The organism is Streptomyces sp. NPDC104761 (assembly GCF_055583445.1).
The window spans coordinates 33,307-45,529 of the sequence record NZ_JBVJNZ010000006.1; the positions used below are offsets into that span (position 1 = coordinate 33,307).

Here is a 12,223-nt window from a genome sequence, read left to right on the forward strand (position 1 = left end):
GTTGGCCGTGCGGGTGCACTGGTGGTGCGGGTGGTGGGCGAAGTGGCAGACCTTGGAGCGGTAAAGGCGATCGGTCAGCGGCTCTCCGCAGCCACCCAGCAGAATCCCGCACCAGTTGGGATGCTGCTTGCGCCAGCGGGCCAATTCAGCCGCCTCCATGGGGAGGATAATGGCCAGGTCGGACTTCTTGTCGCCGATGACCGCGGTCTGGACGAGGCGGTGGTCTGCGTACGGCGAAGGCATGGCTGGTTGGCCTCCGGCGATGGGGATCGGACTGCGGGGTCTCAGGTAAGACCACAGGCCGCCAACTGCTGCTCGGCATGCGCATGCCTCTCAGTCGGCGGCTGCGGCCTTATGGGCTTCACGTCAGAAGAGGGTATCGTCAGGCGGGAAGAGCTCGCCGTCCTCGAATCCGGCTCGTGCAGCGGAAGCCGAACCCTTTTGTTCGGCCCTCCTCCTCTTAGCTTCGGCAGAGGGCGGCGGCATATCGGGGTACTGCTTCGGCTTCTTGTGCAGGCCGAGGTAGACCTCGTCGGCGTATGCCTGGTGGTTCAGCTGGCGGAGGCGGTCGATGATCTCGGTGCGAGCGAGCAGGCTGATGGTGTAACGGATGCCCTGGCCGGTCTCGTGGAAGCCGTGATCAAGCCGCACGGCCTTATGAGTGGGATCGGCTGGCGGGGTCCGCCCAGTGTCGTCAAGCAAATCGCGCCAGCCGTATGCCTCGACGGTAACCTTGTCGATCTCCTCATGGATACGGCGAAGTCCGATGAGTTCGTTGTCTTGGCATGCGGGGTCATGGAATGAGTTATACGTGGTTGTGAGTCCCATATTGCGGCGGAGCATCAGCTCTCGGCGGTAGGCGTGCAGGCGTGATCCTGCACTTCGAAGGGCATCAGTCAACGGCGGACGCACAAACGTGTCGAAAACATCAGAGGGGCTATAACTAAGGTCCGCCTTCATAGTTGCACTCCGGTCAATAGCCCACCAATAATGAGGTGCGCTACTCAGCACAGCCATGAGGGCAGGGTCGGCGGATGCAAACACGATCAATTTTTGATCAAAAACCTGCCCCGTTTCAACCATAACCGGCATCACCAATTTGCTCACCTGAGCCATGACAATGCAATGCTCCAAAGAGCCCGTCGCCTTCACCATAGCAGGCCGCTTTTCCGCGTATTGCCACCAGTAGTCGCGATACACTTTGCGAGCATTTCCATCTCGCTCAGGCTTGACATCACGCAACACCTGGTCATACGCCTTGGGATACTCCTTGGCGAGACGCTCGGGCCAGTCATGGAAATTAATCACCCATCGATCCGTCCCGTGCGCAGGGTGACTATTGAGAGCCTTACCATTTAGATAAGGAAAGAGGACCTGTTCATACTGGTGGTTTTCGGAAATCCATGCGCGTGCCCGACTCTCGGAAAGCGTGAACCCTAGGCCAAGAACGTAGGAGCCGATAAAAGAGATTCCGCCGTTACTCTCCAGCGTCAACGCCCAGGATGCCTCCCGAGTTGCCGGGTTCAGCGAGGTCGAGATGCCGTTCGGTGCGACGGTGTCACGTAGTGTACACACCGCCTCCACCCCCAAAGCAGTCTTACTCATCCATACAGCGCAATATTCCAGAACCGCTGAGGCTGACGGCCAAGGCTCGCTCTTAATGGCCTTGCGAATACTGACGCCGAATGTCTTCAGTTGATCCAGCCCGACTTCACGAGTGTCCCCCTGGGCCAGGGTATTGGTGGCAATACACCCTGTCTGGCCACCGTCGTTTAGCAACTGGTGGGCTCGCAAAATGAAGTACGCCACTAGATCCGCACTACCACGCTTGCCACCAGCCAAGTACTCCACCATGTACTCGCGGTATGCCTCACCCATCGCGCCAGTGAGCTTCTGCCCACCCAAAAACGGCGGGTTCCCCACTACCGCATCGAACCCGCCACGCTCCACAAAGACTTCTGGAAATTCCAAAGGCCAGTGCAGCGGCACCCGCTGCAAGCTGCCCTCGGGCAGCTCGCTCGCCAGCCATTTACGGGCTTGTTCCCGCGTCTCCCCGACCAAAGTCGAGTCGTCCGCCACACTCTCCCGCACGATTTCGCGCGCCCACCGCGCCGCCGACGGGAATATGTCCCGGATCCGCTCGCCGCCTTCCTCCTCATACCAGGGCACCCGCCCGGATGCGCAAGTAACCAGCGCCGCCCCGGCGATCAGGTCCCCCACCAGCCTCAGCCGGGCAGTCTTCTCCCGTACTGCCCGAAGGTGTTCGCGCTTCTGGCCCAGCGCCTCAATACCGTCGCCCTCTATCTCAGTAATGGCGTGCCGCTCGGCAATAACTTCTGCGACCAGGCTCTCGGCGTCCGCCTCCGCACCAAGCAAGTCGCCCTTCGCCACATCCAAGTGGACAGCCTTCAACTGCTCCAACGATGTGATCCCCAACAGCGAGTCCCCCGCCACCAACCGGTCGTCCAGGAACGTGAACGGCCGTGTCGGGTCCATGGAGACCAGCCACAACGATAGCTTGGCCATCTCCACGGCCATGGGGTTGATGTCCACCCCGTACAAACAGTGCTCAATCACCTGACGCCGGGCTTCGATCACCACCGGGTCGGACTCCGCGTCCGCCGCCGTGACCGCGTCAACAGCCCGCCTCGCGCGGTACTTGACCGCCTCCTCGCGGCCTTCCCGCTCCCACGCCTCGATCAGCCGGTCCGCCAAGTACCGGCAAGCGGCCACCAGGAAGGCCGCCGAACCCATCGCGATGTCCGCGACCTTCAGCTCAAGGATCTGCTCAGCCGTCTTCGGCACCCAAGCGTCCCTGTCGGCCGTCTGGAGCGGCCCTGGCTCGTACACCAGCGGCTCCAGCGCGTGCAGGACCACCTCCTCCGCCAGCCGTCGCGGCGTGTAGTGCGTGCCCGTGTTCTTGCGCAGCGAGGACTCCGTCACGAACAGCGCACCCGCCGGGATGACCACCGGCAGGTCCCGCAGGTCTCGGCGAATGATGCCGAAGAACGGCAGCAGACGCTCCGTCAGATCAGCGCCGCGGCAGGCGTGGTTCAGCAGGCGACGGGCTTCCTCCTTCGCGGCAACGTCCCTCACCGGGGCCAGCAGCTTCTCCAGCCTCGACGCGCTCGCCGGTGGCTTCGGGTCCTTCCACGTCTCATAGATCTTCTTCGCAAGGGTCTTCACGTCCCGCGACGAAGCCGCCAGGGACTCCAGCTCCCGCAGCGGTACCTCGTGCTCCACACCGTCCGGGCCGATCAGGCCCACCATTGTCTCGACAGCACGTCGCCCGTCGTACGAGAGCAGGCCCTCGTACACGTAGCCGATCTCCTCGACGCCCAGCGCGCGGAAGCTGAGCGTGCGGGTCTCCCGCTGCCGGCCCGTGCCGACGCGGACTTCCTGCACGGACTGGAGCATGTGCAGCACCGTGCGGTCGTCGATGGGCAGGAGCGGGGAGCTCCTCTCCAGCCAGGGGTAGGCGTCCGGGTCGAAGATCGAGCCGTCGTACGCCGGGAGTTCCAGTTCCGGGTGCTGGACTCCCCCATGCACGGCGTGAAAGAGCGCGATCAGGCGGTGCCAGGCGGCGGTCGTGTACTCCAGTGAGGACTCGCCCTCGGTGTCGGCCCGGGCCTTCAGCTCGGCGCGGAGCAGGCGGGCGGAGTAGGAGTGGGCGTAGACCTCGTTGTCGGCGGGCAGCAGGCCGCGTTCCTCGGCGAAGAGGAGGAAGACGACGCGCATCATGACGGCAACCGCGGCCCGGTAGACCTCGCTCGCCTTGACGCCGCTCGCCCGCAGACCGGGGGCGCCGCGTTCCATGGCGCTGGCGTCGGCTCGGCCGATGGCGTCAACCAGTTGCTCGACGGCCTGACGGACCTGGATGCCCAGGGCCTCGGTGACCTCCTCGCCGGCGTCGAGGCTCTTCTTCAACAGGCCGACCAAGGTCTCAGCGTCGTCGTACTCGAAGAAGCGGCGGCGGCGCAGCAGGGAGACGAAGGCGCGGACGACGTTGCGTTCGGCGGCCTCGTTCCAGCCGATGGCGTCGAAGACGGCGGTGGTCGTGACGCCGCCGACGGGGGCCCAGACCAAGCACCACCAGCGGCCGTCGGTGACCAGGCCGAGGGGGACGTCGTGGTGGCGTAGGAGCCGGGCGAGGCGGTCGGCGGGGCTTGCCGCCCAGTCGTCGCCCCAGCTGGGGCGGGCCGTTGGGGCGGTGCCGCTGGGGACGATCATGCCCAGCAGGCGCACACGCTTCGCGGCGGAGCCGGTGTCCGGTTCGGCAGCGAGGTCGGTGCCGGGCTCGGTGAGCGCGAAGTCGGCGCGGACGCGGGCGTTGTGCTCCGGGACGTCGAGGGTGAGGCGGTCCAGGGCGAGGTCGTCGTCCTGGCCCTGGCGCAGAGTGAGGGCGTCGCCCCACTCCAGCAGCGAGCGCAGGACGTAGGCGATCCACTCGTCGCGGCCGGCGGTGGTGTCGGCCTGCCAGTCGGCGTGGCGGGCGCGCAGCCGGGCGCGCTGGTCCTTGTCGACGGCGTCGAGCTGGGGCCAGGCCTGGAGGAGGACGGGCATGGTGATGAAGGGGCCGGAGACCTCGGTGAGGTCCAGCCATTCCTGGTGCTGGCCCCGGCCGTCGAGGGCCTTGGCCCTGGCGGCGGCGACTCCGCGGGACACGCCTCGGTAGGAGACGCGGGACGAGCCACGGGAGGGAGAGGTGGCGGGGCGGCTCATCGGCTGGCTTCCTTTGCGGGGATCACGAAGACGACGGCGACGGGGAAGAGGTGGGAGCTCGGTTCGCGGTAGCGGGCGGCGATGGCCGCGAGTTCGCGGTCGCGTTCGGCTCCGAGGCCTTCGATGCGGGCCTGCCAGCGTTCGCGGTCCTCGCGGTACTGGCGCTGTTCGGCGGTGGTGACCTCGCGGGTGCCGAAGAGGGCGATCTGCTCGTTGGCGTCGTCGCCCTCCTCCTTGAGTTTGGCGCGCAGGGCGGCTTCGAAGCGGTCCAGGGTGGCCTGGATGCGGTTCTCCTCCTCGGTGCGGCGGGCGGCCAGCGCCGATTCGAGGGAGGCGCCGCGTTCGCGGGCGCGGGCGGTGAGGGAGTCGTGGAGGGGCTTCTCCAGCCGGGGCCAGGCCTCGGCGTAGGCGCGGCGCAGGTCGGGGGCGGCCTCGGTGCCGTCGGTGAGGGCGCGGGCGAGGACGGCTCCCTGGGTGCGTACGGACTCCCAGCGGCGGAAGCGGCCGGTGTCGCCGAACCAGCCGCCCGCGTACAGGATCTCCTCGTGCAGGCGGGTGCCGTCGTTGCCGACGAGGACATAGCGGGCGTAGGCGGAGACGAGGGCGGTCTCCACGGCGGGGTCGTCGGTGACGACGGCGGTGACGCGGTGCAGGCCGACGGTGTCGGCGTTCCACACGGCGGCGGTGAGCAGGCGGGTGGAGAGGGCGACGAGCGGGTGCTTGAGGTGGGTGAGCACCACGTCGTCGCGGCCGAGGGCGGCGACCTGCGGGTCGAAGGTGACGGGGCGCTGCTCGGCGGGGCGGAGCTTGTGGGCGAGGCCGCGGGTGGCGCGTTCCCAGGTGCCGGAGAGCGGCGGGACGGTCCAGAGGCCGTCCAGGTCCTCGTTGTAGTGCGGGGTGAGGGGCTGCTGGTGGTCCAGGGCGAGGGCGGTGTCGACGACGCGTTTGATGTTGGCGGGGGTGAGGCCGAGGGTGTCGACGGTCTCCCGGTACTGCTCGGCGAGGCGCCTGGCCTGGGCGGTGACGTTCTGCTCGGGGGCCACGGTGCCGCCGGTGCGGCGGCCGGCGATCTGCTTCGGCTTGGCGTTCTCGATGTCGACGGGGGTGGTGTCGCCGGTCATGCGGCGCTGTACGGCGTCGGCGATGACGGCGTTGACGGAGCCCAGGTCGGCCTCGGTGCGGGCGATCTTGCGGGCGATGCGGGAGAGGAACTCCAGGTCGGCCTCGTAGGAGCCGGCGGCGGCCTTCTCCCAGCCGGCGCCGATGAAGTGGGTGATCTCCGGGTCGGTCTTCTGGCCCCAGCGGTCGATGCGGCCGATGCGCTGTTCGAGCTTGTTGGGGTTGAAGGGGATGTCGTAGTTGAACAGGCGGTGGCAGTGGTTCTGGAGGTCGATGCCCTCGCTGGCGGCGTCGGTGGCCAGCAGGATGCGGACCTTGCCCTCGTCGGTGGCGGGATGGGCCTGGAAGCCGAGGCGGATGTCCTCGCGGTCGTCGGTGCTGAGGCCGCCGTGCAGGACGGCTACGCGGCCGCCGTCGGTGAGCTCCTCCTGCTGGAGCAGGTTGAGCAGCCACTTCTGGGTGTCGCGGTACTCGGTGAAGACGACGACGCGTTCATTGGTCCAGAGGCGGCCGTCGGGGCGGCAGATGGCCTTCAGTTCGCGGATGAGCGCGTCTGCCTTGGAGTCGGCGGCGGCTTCGTGGGTGAGTGCCCAGCGCTCCATCCGCTGGAGCAGGGCGAGTTCCTCGCCGTCCTCCTGGGGGGTGAGGCTGGTGGAGCGGGTGAGGGCGTCGTCCTCGGCCTCCGCCAGGCCCAGGTCGTCGAGTTCGGCGACGAGGTCGGGGAAGTCCTCCAGCCACTCGGGGACGTCGGCGGCGGCCGAGCGGGTGCGGGTCCGGGTGTCGTCCAGGTGGGAGAGGTAGACCTGCACGGTGTGCAGGAAGGCGGCCGGGGAGGAGAACAGTCGCTTCTTCAGCAGCAGGGTGACCAGGTCGGCGGCGCGGCGGCCGCCGCGGGCCTTGGGGGTCATGCGCTTGCGGCGCAGGTCGGCGAAGCTGCTGAGCACTCCGTGGATCTCGCGCTCGGTGTCGGTGTACTCGACGGGGAGTTCGCGGGTGCGGCGGGTGCGGAAGCGGGGGGAGCCGTCGGGGTTGGTGATGGTGGACTTCAGGCGGCGGACGACGGTTTCCTTGCGGGCCTGCTCGTCGGGGTCGACTCCGCGGGCGAACTTCTGGTTGTCGATGAGCTCCAGCAGCGCGGTGTACGACTCCGGGTAGCCGTTGTGCGGGGTCGCGGAGAGGAAGAGGCGGTGCTCGAAGTGGGGGACCAAGCGCCGGATCAGCTTGGTCTGCTGCGAGTCGACGGCGTACACCTGCTTGGGCGCGGCGGGCGCCACGTGGTGGGCCTCGTCGAGGACGAGTAGGTCGAAGAAGCGGCGTTCGGTGCCGTCCTCCCTGGTCTCCTGGCGGGGCGGGACGACCTCGTCGAGGAGGCGCTGCGCCTTGGTGCCACGCAGCCACGGCAGGGACACGATGGTCAGCGGGTGGACACGGAAGGGGTTGGCGGCGGTGCCGTGGGTGCGGCGCAGCCGGGCGCAGTGCTCGGCGTCGACGATGGTGAACTCCAGGCCGAACTTCTCGGCGAGCTCGTCACGCCACTTCAGGGTGAGGCCCGCCGGGCAGATCACCATGACGCGGTGGGCGCGGCCACGCAGCAGCAGCTCCTGGACGACGAGTCCGGCCTCGATGGTCTTGCCGAGGCCGACGTCGTCGGCGAGGAGGAGGTTGACGCGGGGGGCGCCGACGGCACGGGAGACGGGTTCGAGCTGGTAGGGCTCGACGGCGACACCGGAGCGGAAAGGCGCCTGGAGGGTCTTGACGTCGGCGGAGGCGACGGCCGACCAGCGGACGGCGTCGAGGAAGGCGGCGAGGCGGGACGGCGGGTCGTACTGGCCGGTCGAGGCGTCGGGCAGCGAGCCTCGGTCGAGGATGCGGCGGCCGGGCTCGACCTCCCAGATGACGGACAGGGTGTCGCCGAACCGGCCGTCGGCGACGGACTGCAGGTGGACGAGGGTGGCCGTGCGACCGCCGTCAGCGGGCGGGGCGGGCTCCACGCGGGCGACGACCCAGCTCTGGCCCCGTACTTCGACGAGCTCACCGTCCCCGGGCAGTCGCTCCTGGGGAGCCGCCGTGCCCCGCTCCCGGTGAGCCATCTGCGTCATCGGTGATCCGCCTCCCCTTGGCCTGCCATACGGCCAGAACCCTACGCAATACGGGGCCTCCGCCCCGTCCCCGGCAGTAAGCTAGCACCAGCCGCGATCGCGTGAACTCAGTTCACGCACGGCCTCCAGGGTCGGTGAGCATCCGATCCAGCCTGGCGATCAGGCTATCCGTCCGCGCGTGGCGTTCGTCGTCGACCGGGAGAATCCGCTGCTGCTCCTGCCGCAGGGCGGTGAGCTGGTCTCGCGCCTCGCGCAGCCTTCCCGTCCGGGCGACGAGCGAGCCGATCCGGAACCTGGTGTCGCACACATCCGGGTCGGCGGCGCCGAAGGCGTTCCGCTGCGCAGGCAGGAGGTCCTCGAACTCGTGCAGCGCTTCAGTGGTGCGCCCCAGCTCGGCCAGGCACGTGGCCGCGCCGGCCCGGCAGGCCAGTACGTCGGGGTCGGTCGCGGGGCGGCTGCGGCGGAGCGCGCCGCCGAGGGCGGAGAAGCCGTCGTAGGCGCGGGTGAACTCCTCGGCCTTCATCAGCAGGTCGCACAGCGTGAGCCGCGCCGCCACGGACTCGGCGTCGTCGAGCGGGCGGCCCGCCCCGCGCAGTCGCCGCTCCAGTGAGGCGGCGGCCCCCGCGTAGTCCCCCCGGGCGGCCTGGTCGAGGATCTCCTGGGGCACTGCGGCGGCCGGGGCCGTTTCTCCGGTGGGCGCGGGGCGTGGGACGGGGAGCGGTCGGGACGGGGCACGGCCGGCGGGAGGCGACGCGAAGACGGAAGCGGGCCGCAGGGCGCCGGATCCGGTGGCTGCCGCACTGTCCGGCCCGGCGGACATGCCTCTGGGGACAGCGGGCATGCCTCCGGGGACGGCCCGGCCGGGCGGTCGGGCAAGCCAGGCGCGTGCCTCGCCGTGGACCTCTTCCGCCGACGGGCGGTCGTCGGGGGACTTGGCCAGCAGCCGCATGACCAGAGAGGTGAAGTCCGCGGGTATGGCACCGCGCAGATCACGGAGTGGGGGCGGTTCCTCGTACGCGTGCCGGTAGAGGAGTGCGACGGCCGTACCCGCGGTGAAGGGCGGGCAGCCCGCCAGGATCTCGTACAGCACGCAGCCCAGGGCGTACAGGTCGCTGCGCTCCGTCGCCTTCCCGCCGTCCGCCTGTTCCGGTGAGATGAACCCGGGCGTGCCCAGCACTTCCTGGGTGCGGGTGAGCCGGGGTTCGTCGGGGTCGGGCTCCATGGCCGCCGCGATGCCGAAGTCGAGCACCTTCACCGTGCCGTCCGGCGTGAGCATCAGATTGGACGGCTTCAGGTCACGGTGGACGACGCCGATGCGGTGGGCGTGCGCCAGGGCGTCGGCCGTCTGTGCGGCGACCGCGGCGGCGAGGTGGATCGGGAAGGGGCCGTTCTGCTTGAGGAGCCGGGAGAGTGTGTCGCCACGCACGAGTTCCATGACGAGGTACAGGCCGTCGCCGTCGTCCCCGTCGAGCCGACCCGACTCGTGGACGACCGGCACGCCTGCGTGGCGGATCCGGGCGGTGAGGCGGGCCTCGCGCTGGAAGCGCCGCTCCATGCGGTCGAGGTCGATGCCGTGGCCGCCCGCCGCCAGGAACTTGACCGCGACGGGCCGGTCCAGCCGTAGATCCCGGGCCGACCACACCTCGCCCATACCGCCGCGGCCCAGGCGGTCGATCAGCTCGTAGTGTCCTCTGATCCGTCGTGTCACGCCGTACTCGGCCCCCTACCCAGTCGCGCGGTCGCCCGTACGGCATATTCTCACGCGATCGGTGACCGGTCGGTCACACCGGGTACGGACCATGCGGGAGCACGAACGGGCGGCGCGGGTCCTCGGGGGCGAAGCCGTGCAGGGTGCCGGGTCCCGGGCGGGCGGTGGGCAGCCACGGTCCGAGCGCGCCGTACACCTCGGCGGCCGAGGCAGGCCGGTCCTCGCAATCCTTGGCCAGGAGGGCGAGGAGCAGTTCCTGGAGCGCCTCCGGTACCGGTACGCCCACCGCGGAGAGACTGGGCGGCGCGTCGTGCAGATGCCCGCGCAGGACGGCCATCGGCCGTTCCCCGGGGAACGGCGGCGTTCCGGCGAGCATGTGGTGCAGCAGACAGCCGACGCTGTACAGGTCACTGCGCCCGTCGAGCACCGCTTCACCCGACAGCAGCTCGGGCGACGCGTAGCGGAGATTGCCGGGCTGTTCACCGGTGGCGGTCAGCTTCGGACCGTCGTCCGCCATCAGTTTCACCAGCCCGAAGTCCAGGATCTTCACCACGCCGTCGCGACGGATCATGACGTTCTCGGGCTTCAGGTCGCGGTGGACGAGACCGGCGGCGTGCGCGGCGGCGAGGCCGGAGCAGATCTGGGCGGCGACTGCCGCCGCGGACGCCACGTCCAGTCGTTCTTCCTCGGCCTCGTCAATGAGCGTGCCGAGCGTCGCCCCGTCGACGAGCTGCATCACGAGCCAGTGGGTGTCACCGGCGACGGCCGCGTCGTAGACGGTGGCGATGTTGGCGCTGTCGAGCGCCGCCGCGGCCTTCGCCTCCCGTACGAATCTGCGCCGCGCCCGGTCGCGGTCCTCCGCCTCGGCGAAAAGTTCCGCGGCGACGATCTTGACGGCGATCGGGCGCTCCAGGTGCAAGTCGCGTCCCTGCCAGACCTGCCCCATGCTGCCGCGTCCGAGGGGACGATCCAACGCATAGCGGTCGCCGAGCACGGTGCCCTGGCCGATTGCGTGCACGATCTTCCTCCTGAACCTGGCTCCGCCAGCGCCGTCACCGTCGAATCATCGCCATTCACATGACCGATTGGCAGCTACTTCGTCGTGGCGGCTGGGGACCTGTCCAACAATATGGGCCTCCAGTCCCACAAGATCCAGGAGGTCACAGATGGTCGCCGTCGCTCTGGTGCACAGCACTGCGCTGATGATGGAGCGGCTCCCCGAGAAACCTCCAGCATGGCTGATCCGCGGTGAGCGGACCTTCGCGTACCCGCACAAGGACTGGAGAAAGCCGCGCGTATGGTGCCTCGCCTTCTTCACGGACCGTCACGCCCGCTATGAGCAGCGCAGGATCATCGGGGTGGGCAGCGTCTTCCCAGGCAGACGGTCGGGGACATACGAACGAGCCCTGCTCACGCGCGACTTCACGACACTCCACTTGCCACTGCCCCTCGTTGATCTCGAGGGCGCCATGGGCGCCAGCCGCCGATTTCTCGGCGACGACGGCCGCATGTCTCCTGCGGCGGGCGACAACTTGCTCAACGCGGTCCGGCGCCTGCGGCCAGAACTCAACGAGACGCTGGACGGCCTGGAGAACAGTCTGGGAGCCAACCCTCCGACCGGGGAGGTGGGAGAACGGCTGAGCCTCGAGAAGGACGCCGTGGGCACCCTCCTTGAGGCGTTCGGCGCGGATCGCGACCCGCTGGAAGCATGGCAGCCGCCGCTCGGTGAGAACGAGCCCCGTTCCCGTTCCGTCCCCTTCCTCGAAGGGCTGCCCGCTCTCCGGCAGATCGAGGACCAGCAGATCGTCCATGACTACCTGCGCTTCCCCGGCATGGAGGGAGAGGACGCCGTGCACGTCGGCTGGCGGATCTACCGCCGCAACTCCGAATCCCCCCACCGGTTGTTCGTGTACAACGCCAACCGGACAAACGCCGAGGCCGTCATGGGCGTCGACATGATCTACGTGAACGAACACGCTCGCAGCGTGGCGACGGTCCAGTACAAGCGCATGCGCCAGAGTGGACGCAGCTGGGTCTATTGGCACGACGGCACCGGTGAGCGGGAGTTGAAGCGGATGGAAGCCGTGGACGACGACTGTAGAGCCGGGGACGAGCTGGCTCGGGCGGGCCGCCAGAACTCGAGGACTCCGGGAGACCCACGCCTGGTTGACACGCCCAGCATGGTCAAGCTGTGCCGGACCGTTCCCTTCATGATGAATTCGGCAGCCCTCATACCCGGCATGTACCTCACGCGAGAGCATTTCCGGGAGCTGCTCCAGCGCCCCGAGTCCGCTGGACCGGCCAGCGGGACACGCATCGTCGAGGAATCGGTTCCCCGGTATCTGAACAACACCACCTTCACCACATTGCTCAGGGACGGGTGGATCGGCACGCGCGGAACCAGTTGGGACTACGTCATCGACCTGATACGCGAGAGCCTGTCCGTCGGGGGGCCAGGCTCGGTCGTCGTCGGGATGCACCGGAGCGAGGTTCCGCCCGGCAACCGTCGAGTCAACTGACGCGCACCGGGCCGGCTGGGCGGCGCATCACCCTGCCTCTGCCCATAGCGCGTACG

At 68.8% G+C, this 12,223-nt stretch carries 5 protein-coding genes; 1 reads left to right on the forward strand and 4 read right to left on the reverse strand.

Going from position 1 to position 12,223, the window contains the following annotated elements; genetic code table 11:
- Window positions 1–366: 366 nt before the first annotated feature.
- The 4 genes from ACZ63F_RS17970 to ACZ63F_RS17985 all read right to left on the reverse strand — a co-directional run bounded on the left by ACZ63F_RS17970 (window position 367) and on the right by ACZ63F_RS17985 (window position 10,666).
- Entirely contained in the window at window positions 367–4,722 is a 4,356-nt protein-coding gene (locus tag ACZ63F_RS17970; protein ID WP_469712097.1) for an Eco57I restriction-modification methylase domain-containing protein, read from the reverse strand.
- A complete protein-coding gene (gene drmD / locus ACZ63F_RS17975) occupies window positions 4,719–7,940 on the reverse strand; it encodes a DISARM system SNF2-like helicase DrmD (RefSeq protein ID WP_469712098.1) in 3,222 nt (1,073 codons plus the stop codon). The genes ACZ63F_RS17970 and drmD overlap by 4 nt, the downstream gene beginning before the upstream one ends.
- Before the next feature lie 112 nt (window positions 7,941–8,052).
- Window positions 8,053–9,648, reverse strand: coding sequence for a serine/threonine-protein kinase (locus ACZ63F_RS17980; RefSeq protein ID WP_469712100.1), 1,596 nt, complete (start codon window positions 9,646–9,648; stop codon window positions 8,053–8,055).
- A 73-nt stretch (window positions 9,649–9,721) separates the two neighbouring features.
- Entirely contained in the window at window positions 9,722–10,666 is a 945-nt protein-coding gene (locus ACZ63F_RS17985; RefSeq protein WP_469712101.1) for a serine/threonine-protein kinase, read from the reverse strand.
- Between the two features lie 148 nt (window positions 10,667–10,814).
- Between ACZ63F_RS17985 and ACZ63F_RS17990 the strand changes: the two genes are divergently transcribed.
- Window positions 10,815–12,167, forward strand: a complete 1,353-nt coding sequence (locus ACZ63F_RS17990; RefSeq protein ID WP_469712103.1) for a hypothetical protein — start codon at window positions 10,815–10,817, stop codon at window positions 12,165–12,167.
- The last annotated feature ends 56 nt before the right edge of the window (window positions 12,168–12,223 follow it).